The 19,987-nt window shown below is 69.8% G+C and carries 19 protein-coding genes; 9 read left to right on the top strand and 10 right to left on the bottom strand.

Translation table 11 applies throughout. From position 1 onward, the window contains the following. Positions 1-9 precede the first annotated feature (9 nt). Genes ABF401_RS19790 through ABF401_RS19775 form a run of 4 tightly spaced genes read left to right on the top strand, consistent with a single transcriptional unit; the run spans position 10 to position 4,053 of the window. On the top strand, positions 10-1,677 hold the full coding sequence (locus tag ABF401_RS19790; protein WP_353511307.1) for an ABC1 kinase family protein: 1,668 nt from the start codon (positions 10-12) through the stop codon (positions 1,675-1,677). Between the two features lie 34 nt (positions 1,678-1,711). Beyond that, complete coding sequence (locus tag ABF401_RS19785; protein ID WP_353511306.1) at positions 1,712-2,569, top strand: bifunctional methylenetetrahydrofolate dehydrogenase/methenyltetrahydrofolate cyclohydrolase; 858 nt, start codon at positions 1,712-1,714, stop codon at positions 2,567-2,569. Then, entirely contained in the window at positions 2,553-2,834 is a 282-nt protein-coding gene (locus tag ABF401_RS19780) for a DUF3017 domain-containing protein (RefSeq protein WP_353511305.1), read from the top strand. The genes ABF401_RS19785 and ABF401_RS19780 overlap by 17 nt, the downstream gene beginning before the upstream one ends. A 19-nt stretch (positions 2,835-2,853) precedes the next feature. Next, entirely contained in the window at positions 2,854-4,053 is a 1,200-nt protein-coding gene (locus ABF401_RS19775; RefSeq protein ID WP_353511304.1) for an MFS transporter, read from the top strand. Between the two features lie 151 nt (positions 4,054-4,204). Here the strand turns inward: ABF401_RS19775 and ABF401_RS19770 are convergent, their stop codons facing one another. The 6 genes from ABF401_RS19770 to ABF401_RS19745 all read right to left on the bottom strand — a co-directional run bounded on the left by ABF401_RS19770 (position 4,205) and on the right by ABF401_RS19745 (position 10,354). Next, positions 4,205-5,185: a malate dehydrogenase gene (locus ABF401_RS19770; RefSeq protein WP_353511303.1), complete on the bottom strand. Its 981-nt coding sequence runs from the start codon at positions 5,183-5,185 to the stop codon at positions 4,205-4,207. Between the two features lie 201 nt (positions 5,186-5,386). After that, on the bottom strand, positions 5,387-7,690 hold the full coding sequence (locus ABF401_RS19765; protein WP_353511302.1) for a CHAT domain-containing protein: 2,304 nt from the start codon (positions 7,688-7,690) through the stop codon (positions 5,387-5,389). Positions 7,691-7,748: 58 nt separating this feature from the next. Continuing rightward, positions 7,749-8,192 (bottom strand): PPOX class F420-dependent oxidoreductase, encoded by a 444-nt coding sequence (locus ABF401_RS19760; RefSeq protein WP_353511301.1) that lies wholly within the window; start codon positions 8,190-8,192, stop codon positions 7,749-7,751. Further along, the gene (locus tag ABF401_RS19755; RefSeq protein WP_353511300.1) at positions 8,189-8,623 is read right to left on the bottom strand and encodes a PPOX class F420-dependent oxidoreductase; all 435 of its coding nucleotides are present in this window, start codon (positions 8,621-8,623) and stop codon (positions 8,189-8,191) included. Before ABF401_RS19755 ends, ABF401_RS19760 begins: the two co-directional genes overlap by 4 nt. Before the next feature lie 301 nt (positions 8,624-8,924). Further along, positions 8,925-9,710, bottom strand: coding sequence for a hypothetical protein (locus tag ABF401_RS19750; protein ID WP_353511299.1), 786 nt, complete (start codon positions 9,708-9,710; stop codon positions 8,925-8,927). Then, the gene (locus ABF401_RS19745) at positions 9,707-10,354 is read right to left on the bottom strand and encodes a SatD family protein (RefSeq protein ID WP_353511298.1); all 648 of its coding nucleotides are present in this window, start codon (positions 10,352-10,354) and stop codon (positions 9,707-9,709) included. The genes ABF401_RS19750 and ABF401_RS19745 overlap by 4 nt, the downstream gene beginning before the upstream one ends. Positions 10,355-10,427: 73 nt before the next feature. Between ABF401_RS19745 and ABF401_RS19740 the strand changes: the two genes are divergently transcribed. After that, a complete protein-coding gene (locus tag ABF401_RS19740; RefSeq protein ID WP_353511297.1) occupies positions 10,428-10,778 on the top strand; it encodes an MmcQ/YjbR family DNA-binding protein in 351 nt (116 codons plus the stop codon). Positions 10,779-10,817: 39 nt separating this feature from the next. On the opposite strand, the gene aqpZ is transcribed toward ABF401_RS19740, so the two are convergent. Beyond that, a complete protein-coding gene (gene aqpZ / locus ABF401_RS19735; protein ID WP_353511296.1) occupies positions 10,818-11,633 on the bottom strand; it encodes an aquaporin Z in 816 nt (271 codons plus the stop codon). 198 nt (positions 11,634-11,831) lie between these two features. On the opposite strand from aqpZ, the gene ABF401_RS19730 reads away from it, so the two are divergent. Beyond that, the gene (locus tag ABF401_RS19730; RefSeq protein ID WP_353511295.1) at positions 11,832-12,125 is read left to right on the top strand and encodes a WhiB family transcriptional regulator; all 294 of its coding nucleotides are present in this window, start codon (positions 11,832-11,834) and stop codon (positions 12,123-12,125) included. Positions 12,126-12,198: 73 nt separating this feature from the next. On the opposite strand, the gene ABF401_RS19725 is transcribed toward ABF401_RS19730, so the two are convergent. Next, the gene (locus ABF401_RS19725) at positions 12,199-12,582 is read right to left on the bottom strand and encodes a type II toxin-antitoxin system VapC family toxin (RefSeq protein WP_353511294.1); all 384 of its coding nucleotides are present in this window, start codon (positions 12,580-12,582) and stop codon (positions 12,199-12,201) included. Continuing rightward, positions 12,579-12,800 (bottom strand): hypothetical protein, encoded by a 222-nt coding sequence (locus ABF401_RS19720; protein ID WP_353511293.1) that lies wholly within the window; start codon positions 12,798-12,800, stop codon positions 12,579-12,581. Before ABF401_RS19720 ends, ABF401_RS19725 begins: the two co-directional genes overlap by 4 nt. Positions 12,801-12,935: 135 nt before the next feature. Between ABF401_RS19720 and cysD the strand changes: the two genes are divergently transcribed. Both cysD and ABF401_RS19710 read left to right on the top strand, forming a co-directional pair. Beyond that, positions 12,936-13,925, top strand: a complete 990-nt coding sequence (gene cysD, locus ABF401_RS19715) for a sulfate adenylyltransferase subunit CysD (RefSeq protein WP_353511292.1) — start codon at positions 12,936-12,938, stop codon at positions 13,923-13,925. Beyond that, positions 13,925-15,280 carry a sulfate adenylyltransferase subunit 1 gene (locus ABF401_RS19710; protein ID WP_353511291.1) on the top strand — a complete coding sequence of 452 codons (1,356 nt, stop codon included), beginning with the start codon at positions 13,925-13,927 and terminating at the stop codon, positions 15,278-15,280. Before cysD ends, ABF401_RS19710 begins: the two co-directional genes overlap by 1 nt. 140 nt (positions 15,281-15,420) lie before the next feature. Here the strand turns inward: ABF401_RS19710 and ABF401_RS19705 are convergent, their stop codons facing one another. Then, positions 15,421-17,169: an alpha/beta hydrolase gene (locus ABF401_RS19705; protein WP_353511290.1), complete on the bottom strand. Its 1,749-nt coding sequence runs from the start codon at positions 17,167-17,169 to the stop codon at positions 15,421-15,423. Positions 17,170-17,453: 284 nt separating this feature from the next. Here ABF401_RS19705 and ABF401_RS19700 point away from each other — a divergent pair, with 284 nt between their 5' ends. Further along, the gene (locus ABF401_RS19700) at positions 17,454-19,973 is read left to right on the top strand and encodes a CHAT domain-containing protein (protein ID WP_353511289.1); all 2,520 of its coding nucleotides are present in this window, start codon (positions 17,454-17,456) and stop codon (positions 19,971-19,973) included. Positions 19,974-19,987: the final 14 nt, after the last annotated feature.

Raw genomic sequence — 19,987 nt, 5'->3', positions numbered from 1 at the left:
GGTCCGGTCATGGATGCTGGCCATCGGAAGCGGTACGCCGACCTCGTGCGTCTCGTGGTGCGGCACGGCCATCGGGATCTCCTGACGGGAGTCCAGGTCGACGAGTTCCTCACCGAGGAAGGGGTGGTCGCCGACGTCGAGGGCGGCGAGCCGGAGCGACTCGCGGCGGACCTGGAACGGATGGGCCCCACGTTCATCAAGCTGGGTCAACTGTTGTCCACGCGGGTCGACCTGTTGCCGCCTCCCTACACGGAGGCCCTCTCGCGGCTGCAGGACTCGGTTGAGCCGTTCTCCGTCGAGCAGGTCCGCCAGATCGTCCAGGCCGAGCTCGGTGCGCCGGTCCGCAGCCTCTTCAGCGAGTTCGACGAGGCTCCTCTCGCTGCCGCATCCCTCGCACAGGTGCATCGCGCAACGACCCGCAACGGCCGGGACGTCGTCGTCAAGGTCCAGCGGCCGGGGGTGCGCGAGATCGTGCGCGACGACATGGAGGTCCTCGGTTCCCTGGCGTCCAAGGTCGACCGGCACACCGAGATGGGCCGCCGCTATGGCATCGACAACCTCCTCGCCCACTTCAGGCGCTCGCTCGCCGGCGAGCTCGACTACCGGCAGGAGGCCCAGCACCTCATCCGCTTCGGCGAGCTGACCGCGGCCTACCCGCACCTCGTTGTGCCGCAGCCGGTCCTTGAGCTGTCGACCTCGCGGGTCCTGACGATGGACTTCGCGGCAGGGCGACCGGTCACCACCGTCGGACCACTCGGGCTGCTCGACGTCGACACCCGTCCGCTCGTCGAGGAGCTCTTCTCCGCCTACGTCCGGATGATCCTCGTTGACGGGACGCTGCACGCCGACCCGCATCCGGGCAACGTGTTGCTGACCGACGACGGCCGACTGGCCCTGATCGACTTCGGCATGGTCGCGACGGTCCCGCGGCGGGTGCGTGCCAAGATCATCAAGCTCCTGCTCGCGCTGAGCGACGGCGACGGTGATGAGGCCGCACTCGTCCTGGCGGAGATGGGGCACCCCCTGGCGGGCTACGATGCGGCGCGCTTCCGGGACGACGTCTCCCACCTGGTGTCCACCGCGGTGGCTCTCGGTGGCGAGGTGGAGGCGGGAGGTGTGCTCCTGGAGCTGAGCCGCCTGTCGGGCACCCACGGGCTGCGGCCTCCCGCCGAGATGGCGATGATCGGCAAGACATTGCTCAACCTCGACCAGGTGACCACGCACCTCGACCCCGACTTCGCGCCCGCTGAGGCCATTCGGGACAACCTCGAGGAGCTGCTGCGCGGCGGCCTCTCCGTTTCGCTCTCCGGGGCCATCTCGTCCGCCATCGAGGCCAAGGACTTCGCGGCGCAGCTGCCGCGCCGGGCCAACCGGATCATGGACGCGCTGTCCGAGGGCGAGCTGGCGTTCCGGGTCCGGACCATCGACGAGGTGCGGTTCGTGTCGGTGCTGCAGCGGCTCGCGAACCGCCTGACGACGGGCATCGTCCTCGCGGCGATCGTCGTCGGCGCCGCGCTCATGATGCAGGTCCCGACCACGAGCCGGATCCTCGGTTACCCGGCCATCGCCATGCTGTTCTTCATCCTCGCTGCGATCGCGGGCGCGATTCTCGTGGGGTGGATCCTCGTCACCGACCGCCGAGAGGAGCGGGAGGCCCGACGCTCCCGGGAGGAGTGACCGGCCAGCCGGGTGCCGTGAAAGGATGGCCAGCGTGACGGCACAGATCCTCGATGGCAAGGCAACCCTCGCGTCGATCAAGGCCGAGCTGAAGGAACGGGTGGCCGCCCTTCGGGAGCGTGGGATCGTCCCGGGCCTCGGCACCGTGCTCGTCGGGGACGACCCGGGCAGCCAGTGGTACGTCAATGCCAAGCACCGGGACTGCGCCGAGATCGGTATCACCAGCATCCGCCGCGACCTGCCCGCGTCCGCTTCGCAGGCCGAGGTGGAGGCCGTCATCGACGAGCTCAACGCCGACCCGGAGTGCACCGGCTTCCTCGTGCAGCAGCCGACCGGCCTGGACGAGATGGCCCTGCTCTCCCGCGTGTCGCCGGAGAAGGACGTGGACGGCCTCCACCCGACCAATCTCGGCTGGCTCGTCCTCGGCCGCCCGGCGCCGCTGCCCTGCACTCCGATGGGGGTCGTCGAGCTGCTCCGCCGCTTCGGCGTCCAGATCGCGGGTGCGAAGGTCGTCGTCGTCGGTCGTGGTCTCACGGTCGGTCGACCACTCGGCCTGATCCTCACCCGCAAGTCGGAGAACGCGACGGTGACGCTGTGTCACACCGGGACGAAGGACCTGGCCGGGGAGGTGCGCCGGGCCGACATCGTCATCGCAGCGGCCGGTGTTCCTGGGATCGTCACGAAGGACATGGTCAAGTCCGGTGCCGCGGTGCTCGACGTGGGCGTGAGCCGTGTCGACGGCAAGATCGCTGGCGATGTGGCGCCCGACGTGGCCGAGGTCGCCGGCTGGATCAGCCCCAACCCCGGTGGCGTCGGCCCCATGACGCGAGCGCTGTTGCTGACCAACATCGTCCAGGCGGCCGAGGCGAGGGCCAGTGCAGTGGCGCGGTAGCGGCTTCGTCGTCCTCAGTTGGTGGTACGTCGTCGCCGTCGTCGGCGCGGCGGGAACGCTGATGATGGCGTTCGGGGACGTCCGGTGGGGCGGCCGGATCCTGTCGGCGGCGTTCCTGTTCGGCGCCATCGTGCGCCTGGTTGCGCGGCCGGCTCGCAAGGCCGGCGGACTCAACGTCCGTTCCCGGACGCTTGACGTGCTGATCCTCCTCGCGTTCGCGGTGGGGATCCTCGTCGCCTCCGCCACCGTCAGACTCGACGTCTGACCCGGGGGTACCGTCGACCATGGTCCTCGGCGCCGCGTTCTGGCGGTTCTGGTGTGCGGCCGTGCTCGCCAACGTGGGCGACGGCATCCGCGTCGCGGCCTTTCCCCTGCTCGCCGCATCGCTGACCAACAGCCCGGCGGCGGTCGGGTTCGTCGCCGCGGCCACGGCCCTGCCCTGGCTCGTGACCGGCCTGCCTGCGGGCTCCCTGGCCGATCGGAGGGGAGCACGCGTCCTGCTCGTCGTCAGCGACGCCGTCCGGATCTCCGTGCTCGTCGCCCTGGTCGTTGCCCTCGTCACCGATGTCACGAGTGTCGCCCTCGTCGCCGTGGCGGCGTTCCTGTTGGGGGTGGCAGAAACGGTGCGAGACACGGCGGCCCAGACGGTGATCCCGCGGCTCGTGAATCCGGCGCTGCTCGAGCGGGCGAACAGCCGGCTCGTTGCGGGAGAGGTGGCCGGCAACGAGTTCGTCGGTCCGTTGGTCGGTGGTTCGCTCTTTGCCGTGGGCGCGGCGCTGCCCTTCGTCGCCAACAGTGCTGCGCTCGCGATCGGCGTCCTGCTGGTCCTCAGCGTGCCGACCGCGCTCCTGACGCTCGCTGCCCCCGGCGCCGAGGCCGGGGAAGCCGTCCCCAGCGGCGTGCGGGCCGGACTCGCATGGCTCGGCCATCACCGCACCCTGCGGACCCTGGCGCTCGCCGCCGCGCTCGTCGCCCTGGCCGACAGTGCGTGGTTTGCGATCTTCGTCCTCTACACGGAGGCTCGGTTGAGCCTGGGCCCCGTCGGATTCAGCACCCTGCTCGCGGTGGGCGCTCTCGGCGGGCTGGGTGGCGCTTGGGTGGCTGACCGGTTCATCCGCGGTGACCATCACGGCCGGGTGTTGCTCGTCTCGATGGCGCTGACGACGCTCACACCCGCTCTCTTGGTCCTGTCCGGGACGGTGTGGGCGGCCCTGCTCGTCGTCGTCGTGACCAGTGGCGCCTTCGGGGTGTTCAACGTCGCAGGTGCGTCGTTGCGGCACCGCCTCGTACCCCATCGCGTGTTGGGGCGAGTGGTCGCAACGTGGCGTACGGTCGTCTACGGCGCCGCCGCGCTGGGGGCGTTGGCGGGCGGGATGCTCGCATCCCAACGTGGCCTCGAGGCACCCTTCGCCTTGTCGGCCGTCCTCGGACTCGTCGCCGTCGCCCTGTGGTGGAGGCCGTCACATGAAGCGCGCAGTGCCTGAGTCACGCTGATCACCCGCGCGACGTTCGGGCTGCCGCGGCGCGCGCGAACTGCACGTTCGACGCGGAGCTGGCTCAGCGGCATACGGCAAGGGCGTCGGCCACCGAGCCGGTGACCGACGCCCTTCGACGCCGCTGCGGGAGCCGCTCGGCTCAGATCAGGCCGAGCTGCTTGACCTGGTCGCGCTCGGACTCGAGGCGCGCCACGGACGCGGCGATGCGCTCGCGCGAGAAGTCGTTCAGCTCGACACCCTGGACGATCTCGTACCGGCCGCGCTGCACCACGCATGGGAACGAGGAGATGATGCCCTCGGTCACCTCGTACGAGCCATCGGACGGGACCGACATCGACACCCAGTCCTCGGTGCCCTTCACCCAGTCGCGCATGTGGTCGATCGTCGCGTTGGCCGCGGACGCCGCCGAGGACAGGCCACGGGCCGCGATGACGGCGCCGCCGCGCTTGGCCACCGTGGGGATGTACTCGTCGGTGATCCACGTCTGGTCGACGAGGTCGGCCGCGATCGTGCCGCCGACCTTGGCGTTGTACAGATCGGGATACATCGAGTCGTCGTGGTTGCCCCAGACGGCGAGGTTGGTGATCTCGCTGACGCTGACGCCGAGCTTCTTGGCGAGCTGGGACTTGGCCCGGTTGTGGTCGAGGCGGGTCAGCGCGTTGAAGCGTTCCCGCGGGATGTCGGGAGCGTTGGACATCGCGATGAGCGCGTTGGTGTTGGCCGGGTTGCCGGTGACGAGGACCTTGATGTCGTCGGCGGCGTTGTCGTTGATCGCCTTGCCCTGGCCGGTGAAGATCTTGCCGTTCGCGGCGAGCAGGTCGGCGCGGTCCATGCCCTCCTTGCGCGGCATGGCCCCGACGAGCATCGCGAGGTTGGCGCCGTTGAAGATGGCGGCCGGGTCATCACCGATCTCGACGCCCGCGAGCGTTGGGAACGCGCAGTCGTCGAGCTCCATGACCACGCCCTCGAGCGCCTTGAGCGCCGGGGTGACTTCGAGGAGCCGCAGCTCGACCGGGGTGTCCGGGCCGAGCAGGGCGCCACTCGCGATGCGGAAGAGGAGGCTGTAGCCGATCTGACCGGCGGCTCCGGTGACGGCGACTTTCACGGGGGTGCTGCTCACGGTTGGCCCTTCACGTCAGTGTGGCTGTGGACGCAATCGAAACTACCAGTCAGGCAGGAGACCCCTGACCGCGCAGGCGGGTCCCGTGACCGGCGTCACCCGGGCGTTCCACCCGATGGCGTATGCCGCCGAGCTCGGCTCCCGTCGACGTGCCCTCCCAGCGGTGCCACGACAACCGCCGCGCCGTGTGCTCGTGTGGAGTCAGCGCCGCCGAACGACCATCCTCGCGACGATTGCGCTGACGGAGAGGACGAGGAGCAGGACGCCGGGCACGATGAGCCACCAGTACGTCGTGTGTTCGCTCGGTCCGGCCCCGGGCTGCAGGGACAACCATGGTCCGCCGATGAGTCCGGCAACGGTCAGCAGGAGCCCCGTGACGGCGCCGAGACCCGGCGCCAGACCCCTGGCCGGCCCCGCCGCGGAGGGGGGAGCAGAACGAGAATCGGCCTGCCACGAGGCTGGTGGCGGCGCTGGCGTCGACGGCGGGTAGGTCTGCGGTGATGGAGCCGGTGCTGGTGGCGCCAGGATTGGCTCCGGAGCAGGTGCGACGGGCCGGTAGACGTCCTGGGCCGGCTCTTGAGCGGCGGAATCCGATGGGGCCCAGAGGTTCCCGCTGACCGTTCCCTTGGGCACGGGCAACCGGACGAAGCGCAGGGCCGCAAGATCCGGCGGTGGGAGACCCTCCGAGTGCGGGAACGGCTCCTCCCAGTAGAGCGGCCTGACGAAGTCGGCCCGGTGCGTCGAGAGTGCGGCTTCCCATTCGTTCCGGCAGGTCGCGGAGGTCATCGACCGGCTGGACCAGAAGAGCTGGAAGCTGTCAGCCTCGGCGATCTTGGCCCGCATCCACTCCAGCGGAGCGCCCGACCGCCGCTCAGCGACGATCTCGGACAGGTAGCCGTCGCCGAGTGCCTCGGCCACGGCGACGACTCCCTCGACGAGGTCGGCGTCCTCAGGCGCGTAGCAGGGGAAGATCCGTCCGAAGCGCTGGGCCGGTTGGTCGTGACGGCTCGACGGCTGGGCTGCAGCAGACGAAGCGACGACGAGGGCCACGGCGGCCTCCGCGATGACGAGCGGCCCCGAGAAGACCCGCACCTGACCCTCCACGGTCCTCTCGACGAGGTCCTCCCGCGCGCGCAGCAGGAAGGTCAGCTCGGCGATCTCGCCGGTCCACGTCACCGCTGCCTGGGGCGGGCTGCACTCCAGGCCCGGAAGGTCTGGCCTGACGATGAGTCCCGCGCCCCGGGGGACCGGCTGGGTGGAGAGGGCCGCAGTCGTCTGGCTGGGGGCGCCGGCAAAGAAGGTGGCGACTCTGTCTCCCACCTCCGCAGTCTGGTCGATCACCTCCCCGCTCGCCGTCGTCTGCCGCTCGCCGTGGTGGGCGAAGAAGAGCAGCGGCTCCCAGACCGTCGGGCGCAGTTCCGCTGGGTGCGACACCGTGAACTGCACGTCACGGTCGAGACCCGGCACCGGGATCCCGATGTCCTCTGCCCCGAGGGACGACCCGAGGTGCAGGGCCACGGTGGACCACTCCGCCGCCGTGGGGCCCTCGGCCGCGAAGAGTGCCGCGCGCCCTCGGGCGACCGCCTGCTCCACCCGGCCGCCGCTCTCGATGAGCGCGCCGTAGAACTCGTCGGCGAAGAGGACTGCGGCGGTGTCGGTGATCGCCCGGCGCATCGCGACGACGGCGGGGACGCCAGCTCGCACGAGTGCGGTTGCGGTGCCCGCGAAGGGGTCGCTCCGGTCGCTGACCGAGCTGTCGCAGCAGTTGAGCACCGCGAGTCGGAGCGTGGGCGACCCGGCGAGAATGGCTGCGACCTCGTCGGCCGGGCGGCTCGACACGGTTCCATCCGCCGCCGTGAGGTCGAGATGCCCGGTCCCGCCAACCGGGTGCGACGCGTGTCCGACGTAGTGGAAGACGTGGAACTCCTTGCTCTGCAACGTTTGGCGGATCGTCTCGAGGGAGGCGGTGCGCAGGGTCACCACCTCGACGGCGGCGCCCCAGCTGTAGGGCCGCAAGCGGGACTGGATGCGCACGATCTCGGCAGCGGCATCGATCGCGGGGGTGCCGTCAGGGGTGGAGACGGCGAGCAGGATCCGCAGTGGGGTGGGTCGAGCAGCAGCAGGCTCGCGGGTCTGCATCTCAGTGCACCGGACGACCGCCCGCCACGGGTCGAGCGCCATGAACTGGAACCGCCCCGGGTCGCGGAGCAGCTCCCAGGGCAGTCGGTCGGCGCCTCCCTCGAAACGCAGGACGACCCGCACCCCGACGCCCGAGGCGAAGGCCCGGTCCGTGCTCTTCTCATACCGGAGTCGCACCTCGCTCGGAAAGAGCGCGGCGAAGAGCGCATCGCCGACGTCCTTGTCGTCGCCGTCGAGGGTGCTCGGCAGGGGCGCGGTGAGGGTGCCGGTTTCGCCCGCGGGGGAGTCGAGCACGCGTGTCTCGAGCAGGTCGCCCCGCTGCGTCACGACCAGGTCCACGTCGACGTACCCCGAGGGTCCCGCCATGCAGCCATGGTCCCACCGCGCCGGTCAGCCGGACGGCATTTCGCCCCGGCTGGTCCCGCTACACGTGGATGGCGTCGAGGGTGACCCGTCGTGCGTGGATCCGGCAGATGACGCGCGTCTCGCGCTCCCGCTGGGAGTCCGGATAGACGTGGCCGTAGAAGCCGGGGTGTCGCGTGTACGCGCGGGTGAGTGCGTCGAGGTGCTCCTCCGCCCCCGCGCACCGGAGCTCGGCGTCGCCACGGATCTGGACGTACCGGGCGGTGTTGTCAGGATCGACGACGAGCAGCGAGACCTTGGGGCTGGCCAACAGGTTGCGGCCCTTCTGGCGCTCGAGCGTCGTGTTGACGCGCGCGCATTCGCCGTCCCAGTCGAGCCACACCAGGCTCGACTGCGGCCACCCGTCCGGGCCGATGGTCGTCAACACCCCGCAGATCGGCCTGGTCAGCAGGTCCAGGTGCGAGTCCGGGATCGTGGCCGTCTCCGGCAGGTGTGGCGCCTTCATCGCGGCCCCCGTGCGTCCAATGCAACGACGTGCGTCGGGCTGATCCAGCACAGCACCGGAACCTCGGTCTCGGCGAAACGCGCTGGCACGGCGTCGCCGAAGTAGTGGATCTGGCGCCCGACATATTTCGACGCGAGAGCGTCGAGGTGCGCTGCCGCGCCGACCTCGGTCATCTCGACAACGGTGCCGCGGATCTCGAGGTACCGCAGCAGTTCTCGCGGGTCGTAGCACAGCAGCGTGACCCGTGGGTCGCGACGCATGTTCCGCTCCTTGGCGAAGCCGCGCATCGTGTTGACCCGCACGCAGCCCCCGCCGAAGTCGCACCACACCACCGAGGTCTGCGGGTAGCCGTCTCGCGTGAGGGTGCTGAGGGCGGCAACCGGCGGGCACTCGACCAGATCGCGGTGCGAGGAGGGAATCTCAACAACCACGCAGCCAGCGTCATGCGCCCCGACCTTCAGCGACAGGGCCAGAAGTCCCCTTCAACACGATGCCGTATGCCGCCGGGCCGGCTCCCCCTCGAGTGTGCACTTTGCGCCGGGCTGGCTCCCGGTCGAGTGTGCACTTTGCGCCGGGCTGGCTCCCCGTCGAGTGTGCACCCCGCGCCCGGCTCGCGCAGGCCCTCGGCGAGGCTATGGCAAGGAAAAGGCACGTACTGCACACTCGACAGGGGGAGGGGCCCGGCGCGGACTGCGCACTCGACGGGGACGGGGGACCCGGGGGAGAGCGACGTCAGCGGGCGAGGGCGAGGGAGCCCAGGGCGACCAGCCAGCTGACGAAGCTTCCGACGAGGAAGTACTCCGTGACGTCGTCGATCCCGACCCGTGAGCTGGTGGGCGGGGGAGAGGTGCGGGCTGCCGCCTGGATCTCGGGGAAGCGGAGCAGGCCCTTGGCGGCAATGACGATGCTCGCGGCGCCGTACTCGCCGGCGAGTCCGAGACCGAGGATGACGAGACGTTCCATCGGGCCGAGGAGGCGCCCGCCCTTGAGGCGGTCGGCCGGTTGTGGATCTCCGGACGCCGCCCGGACCGCCGCGACGTGGTCGGGTCGGAGCGCCCCGATCGCCAGGAGCACGAGCCGGACGACCACATTGCCGGTCGCGATGTTGAGCAGCACGAGGGCGGCCAGCAGCAGCGCACGTTCGGCCGTCGGCGCCGTCCCGCCCCACGGCAGGTCCGCCCACGACAACCAGTCGGCGAGCGCGCCGCCCGGGGTACTGGCGAAGCCCGAGAAGACGACCAGGCCGCCGAGGAGCACCGCGATCACGGCAAGCGGCACCCCGGCGCGACGACCGGTGGCCTGGGTCTGCGCGGACGTCACCACCCAGCCGGTGAGCGCGACGGCGGTGACGGCGAGGGCGGCCAGGTCAGCAGGACCGTTCACGTCCGCGACGATCGAGAGGACGACGAGCGTGAGGACACCGGCAAGCGGAGGCAAGCTCAGCGGCATACGGCCATGTCTGGCCCGGACGAGGTCGGCGACCCCGAACGCCAGGAGGGCGAGCGAGACCCACGTCATGGCAGCTCACCCAGCATGCGCATCGCCTCCATGGCCATCCCGATCCCGTCACCACGCACCCGCTGCGACACAGCGGACGGCGTGATGCCCTCGCGCGCCGCGATGTCCTGCTGGGTCAGCCCCTCGAGGCGCCCTCCGAGGATCCTCCACGAGACCGGTGACAACGATCCGAGGACGTGGTCGAGCGCCGTCAAGGCAGCGTTGACGGCAGCGACCAGGGCGGGCTCGTCCGCGGGGGAGCGGTACACCGCACGCGTGGTACGCAGCGCGGCCTTGCCAGCAAGCCGCTCTGCCTCCACGATGGCGTCGCGGGCGGCCCAGTACGCGGGACCGTCGTGGATGCCGCGCTCGGGGTCGAGCGCCTGGATGTCACCGCGCCCGATCCCGAAGCGCACGTCGTGGGGGCGCAGCCCCGCCCGGATGGTGAACGCCGCAGTGAAAGCCTCGCCGAGCGTGGCGTAGACGCCTTGGAACTCGTCGCCGAGCGTGATCACCGCCGGGTCGAGGACCGGGTGCTCAGCGTTGACGCGGGCCAAAACCGTCGACACAGCGTCGTGCAGGACCTGTCGATCGCTCGTTCGGCGAGACTCGACGATGTCGCCAATCACAGCAACCCGTGCAGCGCTCCGCTTCACTTCCGACATATGAAGAGGATAACTGTATTTCTTCGAAGTGAAGCGCGACACTGTGTCAGCGGGCGGTGGCACTATCGCAGCCATGGCCGTCACCGCTCTCGATGTGCGCGACATCGCGCTGGGGCTCCCCAGGGCGTACGAAGCCTGGGTGCGCGACTATCGCAAGTTCCGCGTGGGCCAGATCGTGTTCGCGAGCGTGAGCCCGGACGAGACGGAGCTCGGGTTCGGGTTCCCCCGCGAGGAGCGCGACGACCTCATTGCCAGCGAGCCGGACAAGTTCTTCCGGCCCCGGCCGTCCGACCTGCGCTACCAATGGGTGTGTGCCCGGCTGGCCGCCCTGGACCGCGACGAGCTCGAGGAGCTCATCGTCGACGCGTGGGCGATGTGTGTGCCCAAGTCTGTGTCCACTGCCTACTTCACCCAGCAGGAGTAATCCGGGCCCGGGGAAACCCCGCGTCGCCGACAGCCAGGATCACCGATCGAGCACGGGGCGCCCCGCCTCGTCCAGCTCCGCATTGTCCACGTCCGACGTCGACCCGTCGACGTCCAGGTGGCGGCGGTCGTCGCCGGTGATCCACGCATAGGTCGCCCCGGCAATGAGGCCACCGACAATCGGCGCGACCCAGAAGGCCCATAGCTGTGCCGGCGCCTCGCCGCCGTTGAAGAACGCCACCGCCGTCGACCGCGCCGGGTTGATCGACGCGTTGCTCACCGGGATGGCGACGAAGTACGCCAGGGTGAACGCGAAGCCGATCGCCAGCGGCGCAAACGCCTTGGGGGCGTCGTCCTTGGTCGAGCCGAGGATGACGTAGACGAAGAACGCCGTCATCAGTGCCTCGACGATGAGGACCGCCCCGAGACCGAAGCCGTCGGGAGACGCGTCGCCGTACCCGTTCGCGGCGAGGTTGTCCGTCACGGGGAGCCCGCGGCTGGAGACCAGCCCGGCCAGCGCCGCCCCGGCGATCAGGCCCCCGATCACCTGCGCCGCGAGGTACGGCAGGACATCGCGCCAGTTGAAGCGCCTCGAGATGGCGAGCCCGATCGTGACGGCCGGGTTGAAGTGACCGCCGGAGACGTGACCCACCGCGTAGATCATCACCATGACGACGAGCCCGAACGCGAGGGCGATGCCGAGGCGACCGACACCGATCTGGACGGGCGTGCTGTCAGAGAGCGACTGCGTGACGACCTTGCCGTTGAAGATCGCGGTCCCGCATGCGACGAAGACGAGCCAGAAGGTTCCGAAGGCTTCCGCACCGAGACGTGAACTCATCTTCGGCTGGTACATCGAGGTCTCCTTCGTCGAAGCCGGCCGTCCCCTTGGCAGCGTAGTGGACGCGACTTCCGAGGGCCGGGAACGGTGGAGCGCAGATGCCGTATGCCGCTGGGCTCGTTCCCTCGTGCCGGCTCAGTCAACGAGTGGTCCAGTCGAGAACCGGGGAAATGGCCGATGTGGAACGTTGGGTCCAGGTCGCACAGTGGTTTCATGAGTAGCCGCATCACCTCTGCGGTCAGCGGTACCGCTGGTCATCGGCCCGGTGAGGCTGCGATCCCGTGTCGCGACTTCGACGGAGACCTGTGGTTCGCCGAACGGCCGGAGGTCGTCGATGTCGCCAAGGCACTGTGCGGCCTCTGTCCCCTGCGTGCCCAATGTCTCGCCGGCGCCCTCGAGCGCCGTGAGCCCTGGGGTGTCTGGGGAGGGCAGCTGCTCCTCGATGGAGCCGTCATCGCGCACAAGCGAGGTCGTGGACGTCCCCGGAAGCACCCGGCTGCCGCTTGAGGGCGCCGCCACGCACCTGGCGTTCTCTCCGTGGCCACGGTTGGGTGTCGGCTCAGCCTGGCCGGAGCGCATCTCACAGCGGGAACAGCTCGATGGCGCACCTCGGCCCCGGGGCTGTCGCCAGGCGGCGGTCGGCCGTGAGCAGTGCGACACCATGGACCTCGGCGACCGCGACGAAGGCCGCGTCGGACGCCGTGAGGTCCTCCCTCAGCTCCCAGATCCGACGGACGAGCGGTGCGTGGGCCACGCGGTCGATGGCAAGACGTTCCCACCCATCGAGCACTGTCTCGGCGTCCGACGCTGCGATCCGGCCCCCCAAGACCAGACCGCGCAGGGCGTGGGCGATCTCGACGTCGATGAGGTGCGGCGCCCCCAGGCGCTGCCTCGCAACCGCCTCATGGGCCGCACGGTGCCCGGTCAGCGCCGCGATGGCGACAGACGTATCGAGGACGATCACCGATCCCGTCCCGCACGGACCGCATCGACGATGTCCTGGATCTCAACCGTGAGAACGGGGGCTGACCAGAGGAGGTCAGCGTTGCGCCGGAATGCCACGGCCGCCTTCAGCTCCCGCACGGCCAGCGCGCTGACCGACATGGACTCCTTGGCGGCGAGCTCCTCCAGGGCCGCACTCACGTCATCAGGGACGTTGCGAAGAAGATAGAGCGTCTTCATGTTGCACTGTGCAAGCAATCCGCTCGCGGATTGCCACGAAACGTAGGTCCTGTCATCTCCCATGGCACGCGTGGGAATGGCCCAGATCGTGGACCGCCACGGGCGATCATAATCAGCAGTTATACATTCGATCACATGACGATCATCGACGCTCCCAGCGTGAGGCATGCGGCAGCGGCTCGTGCGGAGGCTGGCCCGGCGGCATACGGCAACACCGTGCCGGAGCCGGCCAGACGCCTGAGCCAGCTTGACGCGCTCGAGGCGGAGTCGATCCAGGTGATCCGGGAGGTCGCTGCCGAGCTGGAGCGCCCCGCGCTGCTCTTCAGCGGAGGCAAGGACTCGGTCGTCATGCTGCACCTTGCGGCCATGGCGTTCTGGCCGGCCCCGATCCCGTTCCCCGTGCTCCACGTCGACACCGGACACAACTTCCCCGAGGTGCTCGACTACCGCGACGCGACCGTCGAGCGGCTCGGGCTGCGCCTCGAGGTGGCTCGAGTGCAGGACTACATCGACGACGGGCGGCTGCGTGAGCGAGCGGACGGCACGCGCAACCCGCTCCAGACGATTCCCCTGCTCGACGCGATCAACGAGCACCGCTTCGACGGCGTCTTCGGGGGCGGGCGGCGCGACGAGGAGAAGGCCCGCGCCAAGGAGCGCATCGTCAGCCTGCGTGACGAGTTCGGCCAGTGGGACCCCAAGAACCAGCGCCCAGAGCTGTGGAACCTCTACAACACGCGGCACCGGCCGGGGGAGCACGTGCGTGCCTTCCCGATCAGCAACTGGACCGAGCTGGACGTCTGGCGCTACATCGAGCGGGAGTCGATCCCACTCGCGCCGCTGTACTACGCCCACGAGCGCGACGTCTTCCAGCGCGACGGCATGTGGCTCGGCGTCGGGCCGTACTCGCAGCCCCGCGGGGGCGAGGCCGTCGAGCGGCGCATCGTGCGCTACCGGACCGTGGGCGACATGTCCTGCACGGGCGCGGTGCTCTCGCCCGCCACGACCAACGCCGAGATCGTCGCCGAGGTGGCCGCTTCCACCCTCACCGAGCGCGGGGCCACGCGCGCGGACGACCGCCTCTCCGAGGCGGCCATGGAGGACCGCAAGAAGGAGGGGTACTTCTGATGACGACACAGACGATGCCGTATGCCGCTGGGCTCGCGGAGGGCGGACTGTTGCGTCTCGCGACGGCTGGGTCCGTCGACGACGGCAAGTCGACGCTCGTCGGGCGGCTGCTCCATGACACGAAGTCGGTGCTGTCGGACCAGCTGGCGGCCGTCGAGCGCGTCTCGCGCGACCGGGGACTGGCGGCCGCGGACCTGGCACTGCTCACCGATGGACTGCGGGCCGAGCGGGAGCAGGGAATCACCATCGATGTGGCGTACCGCTACTTCGCCACGCCGCGACGGTCGTTCGTGCTCGCCGACTGCCCCGGCCACGTGCAGTACACCCGGAACACCGTGACAGGGGCGTCGACGGCCGACGTTCTCGTGCTCCTGGTCGATGCGCGCAAGGGCGTCCTCGAGCAGACCCGTCGGCACCTGGCCGTTGCCGCATTGCTGCGCGTGCCGCACGTCGTCGTGGCCGTGAACAAGATCGACCTCGTCGGGTTTGCGCAGGACGTCTTCGAGCTGGTCGAGGCGTCGGTCCAGGCGGTCGCGCGTGAGCTCGGCGTCGTCGAGGCCCGCGCCATCCCCGTCTCTGCGCTCAACGGCGACAACATCGTCGAGCGCTCGTCGAGGACACCGTGGTACTCGGGTCCGGCGCTGCTCGAGCTGCTCGAGTCGCTGCCGCCATCTGACGACGTGTCGCAGGAGTCGTTCCGGCTGCCGGTCCAGCTCGTCGTCCGGCCCCAAGGCGCGGCGCGCGCCGAGGCGCACCGGGACTATCGAGGCTACGCCGGAGCGGTGGCCTCCGGGGTCGTGCGCGTCGGTGACGAGGTCGTCGCCCTGCCATCGGGGCAGCGGTCCCGAGTGGTCGGCATCGACCTGGGGTCCCGGTCACTGGAGGAGGCCTTCGCACCGCAGTCGGTGACGCTGCGCCTGACCGACGAGATCGACATCTCGCGCGGCGACATCGTCGCAGGGGTCGATGGAGCACCGGAGCCGACCCAGGACCTTGCAGCGGTGCTGTGCTGGCTCGGTGACGCGCCCCTCCGGGCCGGCCAGCGGCTGCTGCTGAAGCACGGGGCCCGGACGGTGCAGGGCTTCGTCCGTGGCATCGAGGGAGCCCTGGACCTCGAGGACCTGCATGCCGTGCCGGCAGAAGCCTTGGTGCTCAACGACATCGGGCGCGTGACGTTGCGGCTTGCCGCACCGGTCCCAGTCGAGGACTACGCAGTGTCGCGTCGAGGCGGGTCGTTCCTGCTCATCGACGGGCACGACGGGAGGACGCTCGCGGCCGGAATGGTCGGGGCCACGTTGCCGTCCGGCGCACCCGCGCCGGTGACGCCCGAAGGCGACGAGGACGTCGACATCTGACCCAGCACGACCTCCCCAATCGAGAGAACAACTTCGGGGACTCCTCCCCACATCGAAAGAACACCTTTCCGCACCCTTCCCGATCGAGAGAACAACTTCCGGCCCGGAAGCTGTTCTTTCGATCGGGGGGAGGCAACTTCTCACTCGGAGCGCGACGCGGTCTGCTCGATGGCGGCGAGGATTCGGCCGTAGTCACGCCCGGCCCCGTCGCCGAGCACCCCGCCCCAGGCCCGCACCATCTCGGGGCCGTAGCGATGGCCATAGCCGTAGGGCGGGTTCAACCCGACCGCCATGTCCGTGGTGAGCTGCCAGAACGTGACGAAGGGGATCCACGTGACGTCCGGGTTGACGTCGCGGCCGAGCGGCTCGCGCAGCCAGTCGGGTTGGGCACCGAGGAGGGCGGGGTGCCACCAGACGACGGGGTCGGAGGGGTGCTGGAGGAAGACGAACCGCGGGTACTCCCAGGTGCCGAGCGGACGACCGACGTAGTCCGTCGTCAGCTCGACATCATTGGTCGCGAAGCGGATGTGCAGGCCGTTGTCGATGACGGGAGAGATCTGCGGCGAACCCTGGGTGCGGGAGGCATAGAGCTGCTCGGCGATGCCGGTGAAGCTCGGCGTGCCACTCCACACACCGCCCTGTGCCCGCGCCAGCATGTCGTCGACGTCCGAGAAGGTCGAGAGGCCGCCATAGGCCCCGAGCGACTCACCGCCGACGACGAGCCTCGGCCGGGAACCCGCGGGAAGCGTGGACCACTCGGCGTAGACCTTGTCGAAGAGCGCCCGGCCCGCTTCTCTCGGCGTCGCCCGGTCGGTCAGCAGCTCGAGCGCGCTCGGCAGGTAGGAGTACTGCATCGACGCGATGGCGCTGTCCCCGCCCGTGAGGTACTCGATCGACTGCGAGGACCAGTCGTTGACCCAACCGTTGCCGGTCGCCGTGACGACGGCGAGGACCTTGCGGCCGAAGGCGCCGGTGCGGTGCAGTTCGGCGACCACCCGATCGGCGGTCTGCTCGATCGTCTCGCCGTCGTGGAGACCCGCGTAGGCGCGAATCGGCTGGATCGCCGGCTCCCCGGTCGCCGCGGTGATCTGCGCAGGGGTCAAAGCCTGGGTGACGAACACCTGCCCCTGGTAGCCGAGCGTCGCATACGGCTCGGCGGATCCGGGCCCCCCGGAGACGAGCGGCGAGGTCGGGGCGCTCTTGCCCTCGGGCGACTGGGCGTTGAGGTGCGCCGAGTAGCGTCCGAAGAGCTCGACGCCACGCTGCATGATGATGATGTCGGTGAACCACGCCGCGACGAAGAGGACGACGACCACGGCGAGGGCGGTCGCAGCGGCGGTGGGCAGCACCTTGGCGGCGCGGTGCTCGAGGCGCCTGGTCAGCCGTCGGGCCCCGCGGCCAGCGGCGATGAGCCCGATCCAGACCGCCACTGCCAGGGCCAGCGCGCCGACCCAGTCGAGCGGACTCAGTGGGGCGAGGTGGACGACAGCTGCCGTGACGGCCTGCGACCGCACGTTGGCGACGACCGCCCAGACGAACCCGGCGGCGAGCAGCACGAACCAGGCGACGCGCAGCCAGTGCCCCTGCTCCTCGCCGATGATGAGTCGCAGGGCGAGCAGCCGGCTGATCCCGCGGACGAGCCAGGCGAGCAGCACCCCGAGGCCGTACCCGGCGGCACCACAGATGCCGGACACGAGGCCTTGGTAGAACCACGTGCGTGGCAGCAGGCTCGGCGACAGCGCGATGATGAAGTAGGCCGCGCCAAACAGCAGCCCGGTCCACGAGAGGCCGAACCGGTCGGCCTCGGCTCTCGCCGCGCGCACGACATGCCGGGCGGTGATGACCGGGGCGGTGCGCCTCTCCAGGTTGAGCCGTCCCACCTGCTCCATGCCGTGATTCTAGGTTCCGGTGACGTCGTGTCCCGCGATCGTCAGCACTGGCCGCCCGCCAGTCACTGCGGAGGTTCTGGTCGACGGTGCACTTCGTGCTGGAGATGCTGGCCTCCCCTGACCGGAGCCATCGGCCCAGTCACCCGCCACGGCGGTCTGGGTGCGCGTATTTCGGTCTTCTCACGGCGCGTCTGGACAACACGGGGATTCGGTGATTCTCGTCCGATAGCGAACACCTCGGGCATATCGTCGAACTATCCCCATCCGTGGCGTGGGAGGCCGCGATGAAGGATCTGGAATACGACGAGTTCGAGGTGGTTCTCGAACGCAGTGGGGACGGGTACAGCGCTCGGGTCGTCAAGTCACTCACCGGGCTGACTCCTGCCGCGCCCTTCGTGCCTCCCGTGGAGAAGGCTGCCCTGCTCCAGTTGCGGGAAACCATGCGGGGCGTGGGCGGGACGGCGCCTGCCGGGGAGGTCGACCAGGTCGGCTCCCCAACCGTCACGCCCAAGGCCTTCGGCAGCGCGCTGTTCCTGGCGCTCTTCACCGAGAAGGCCCTCAACATTTTTCAGACGAGCCAGTTCGTCGCGGCAAGTCACGGTCGGGGGCTCCGCCTGCGGATCAGGTTCTCCGACGTCGCGGAGCTCGCGAACCTGCCCTGGGAGCTGCTGTACGACCCGGACAAGCACAAGTTTCTCGGTCGGCACCGTGCCTACCCGACGATCCGGATGCTCGACCTCCCCGAGCCGGTGCCGCCGTTCCGGGTCACCGGGCCGCTGCGCATGCTCGTCGTGATCTCCAGCCCGAAGGACCTGCCGGAGCTCGCCGTCGAGAACGAGTGGATGGCTCTCCAGGAGGAGCTGAAGCCGCTGGTCGCAGCCGGGCGCATCGATCTCGAGCGTCTGCCGGTCCCCACGATGGAGGCCTTGTACACCAAGGCGAGCACCACGGAGTTCCACGTCTTCCACTTCATCGGCCACGGAGGCATCAACGCGAACGGTGAAGGACACCTGGCCTTCGTCAGGCCGAACGGGCTCCAGCACCGGGTGCCCGGGGGCGACCTCGCGGTGATGCTCGAGCACTCGCCGATCCGGCTCGCGGTGCTCAACTCGTGTGAGGGTGGCACCGTCAGCGCCGAGGATCCCTTTGGCAGCGCGGCCATCGCCCTCGTGGAGCAGGGGATCCCTGCCGTGGTGGCCATGCAGTTCCAGATCTCGGACGTCGGCGCGCGGACGTTCAGCCGCACGCTTTACGACTCTGTCGCAGCGGGTCGCTCCGTCGACCTCGGCGTGACTCTTGGCCGCCAGGCCTTGCTCGCGACCAGCGAGACGGAGTGGGCCACTCCGGTGCTGTACCTCCGGGGGGAGGACGGCGTGCTGTTCGAGCTCGAGGACGGACCGGTCGAAACGATCCTCGAGGACCCGCTGGCGACCCGGGGGCGCCTGCCGGACACCGCACCAGTCCCCGCGCCCGCGGGTGAGCAGCCGCCGCCCGATCCCGAACGCGAGAGCGAGCGTGAACCGGAGACGGAGCCGGTGTCGATCGCACCCCCGCCACCGACTGGGCTGGTGGGGTCCGTGCGCGAGGGCAGGGTGGACCTGCGCTGGCAGCAGGAGGCAGCGGCAGACGTTTCGGTCCTCGACTGGGAGGTGTTCCGCGACCGCGAGCTGATTTCCCGGGTTGTCTCGCCGCGGGCCATTGATCAGCCGGAGGGCCCTGGGATGTACTCCTACTTTGTCGTCGCCGCGGGCAAGGGCAGTCAGAAGTCACAGCCTTCGGCCGAGTGGACGGCGACGGTGCCCGGCCCCTCCATCGAGGCACCACGCCTCACGGCTTCGGGGCCGCCCACCCGGCCGACAGCGCCGTCCAGGCCCCAGCCGACCTCCGGCTCACCGGATAAACCCGAGGACGGATGGATTGAGGTGAAGGCGCGTCACGTGCGCCGAGTGCCGGTGGCGATCGTGCTGATTCTGGCCCTGGCCGTGGCGGTCTGGCTCGTGGCTCGCCCCCGGGCTGCGGCCCTCGCTGCGCCCACTCATGTCGTCGCAGCTTTCGACACCGGCCTCGTGTCAATGACCTGGGATCCGGTTCCCGCCGATGGCCCGGCGGTCGATCGTTGGGAGATCTACCTCGACGACGTCCGTGTCACGACCGTCCGCCAGCCCGAGGCGTCCTTTCCCCCCATACGGTCTGGGCAGGTCGAGTACCGGGTCGTTGCCTTGGGTGCCGACGGTTCCCGATCGGATCCCGCAGCGGTTGCCGTGACGGTGCCACGCGATCCCGCGAAGACCGCAGACGTGGAGATCAGCGTTTCGGAGGTCCTGGCCGCCGAGGGGGACGCGGTGACGGTGACCTTCGAGACGGACAACCTGGGCAAGGCAGAACTCGTCAACGAGCAGGTCTTTGTCGAGGCCGTCGGTGGTGGGCAGTTGCACGCGGTGTCGTTCACAAGGGGCAGTAGCGGGCAGCCCCAGCCCTGCAGTGTGGATGGCGCCGAGGCCACCTGCGAGATCGGCGGCCACGCGATCAAGGGGCTCGTGCACGTGTCGGCAACGGTCGGGTGGGTGGCGACCTCATCGGGCGTCAGGGCCACGGTGAAGGACACCGCTGGCACCACGGACCCGAAGCAGAAGAACAATGCCGCAACCTACAAGCGCCACCTGACCTCGCCTGGCTCACCGACGGTGACCACGCCTGGCTCACCGACTGACACATCGACGGGCCCGTCGACTGGGACTCCGACGCCGACCGTCATCTTCTCGCCGCCCGAGATCACGGGCACACGACCGCCCAACGATGGCTGAGGAGCCGCCATGTT

Source organism: Intrasporangium sp. (assembly GCF_040414665.1).
Lineage (GTDB): Bacteria > Actinomycetota > Actinomycetes > Actinomycetales > Dermatophilaceae > Intrasporangium.
The sequence above is the reverse complement of the archived record's forward strand: the minus strand, read 5'-3'. Positions and strand labels throughout refer to the sequence as shown.

What these genes read in the sequence shown, in the direction of transcription:
- ABF401_RS19775 (WP_353511304.1), top strand. Translation starts at nt 2,854, where the DNA reads ATGGTCCTCGGCGCCGCGTTCTGGCGGTTCTGGTGTGCGGCCGTGCTC.
- ABF401_RS19765 (WP_353511302.1), bottom strand. Translation starts at nt 7,690, where the DNA reads ATGGCGGGACCCTCGGGGTACGTCGACGTGGACCTGGTCGTGACGCAG.
- ABF401_RS19790 (WP_353511307.1), top strand. Translation starts at nt 10, where the DNA reads ATGGATGCTGGCCATCGGAAGCGGTACGCCGACCTCGTGCGTCTCGTG.
- ABF401_RS19745 (WP_353511298.1), bottom strand. Translation starts at nt 10,354, where the DNA reads ATGTCGGAAGTGAAGCGGAGCGCTGCACGGGTTGCTGTGATTGGCGAC.
- ABF401_RS19760 (WP_353511301.1), bottom strand. Translation starts at nt 8,192, where the DNA reads ATGAAGGCGCCACACCTGCCGGAGACGGCCACGATCCCGGACTCGCAC.
- ABF401_RS19740 (WP_353511297.1), top strand. Translation starts at nt 10,428, where the DNA reads ATGGCCGTCACCGCTCTCGATGTGCGCGACATCGCGCTGGGGCTCCCC.
- ABF401_RS19700 (WP_353511289.1), top strand. Translation starts at nt 17,454, where the DNA reads ATGAAGGATCTGGAATACGACGAGTTCGAGGTGGTTCTCGAACGCAGT.
- ABF401_RS19730 (WP_353511295.1), top strand. Translation starts at nt 11,832, where the DNA reads ATGAGTAGCCGCATCACCTCTGCGGTCAGCGGTACCGCTGGTCATCGG.
- cysD (WP_353511292.1), top strand. Translation starts at nt 12,936, where the DNA reads ATGACGATCATCGACGCTCCCAGCGTGAGGCATGCGGCAGCGGCTCGT.
- ABF401_RS19705 (WP_353511290.1), bottom strand. Translation starts at nt 17,169, where the DNA reads ATGGAGCAGGTGGGACGGCTCAACCTGGAGAGGCGCACCGCCCCGGTC.
- ABF401_RS19720 (WP_353511293.1), bottom strand. Translation starts at nt 12,800, where the DNA reads ATGAAGACGCTCTATCTTCTTCGCAACGTCCCTGATGACGTGAGTGCG.
- ABF401_RS19710 (WP_353511291.1), top strand. Translation starts at nt 13,925, where the DNA reads ATGACGACACAGACGATGCCGTATGCCGCTGGGCTCGCGGAGGGCGGA.
- ABF401_RS19750 (WP_353511299.1), bottom strand. Translation starts at nt 9,710, where the DNA reads ATGACGTGGGTCTCGCTCGCCCTCCTGGCGTTCGGGGTCGCCGACCTC.
- aqpZ (WP_353511296.1), bottom strand. Translation starts at nt 11,633, where the DNA reads ATGTACCAGCCGAAGATGAGTTCACGTCTCGGTGCGGAAGCCTTCGGA.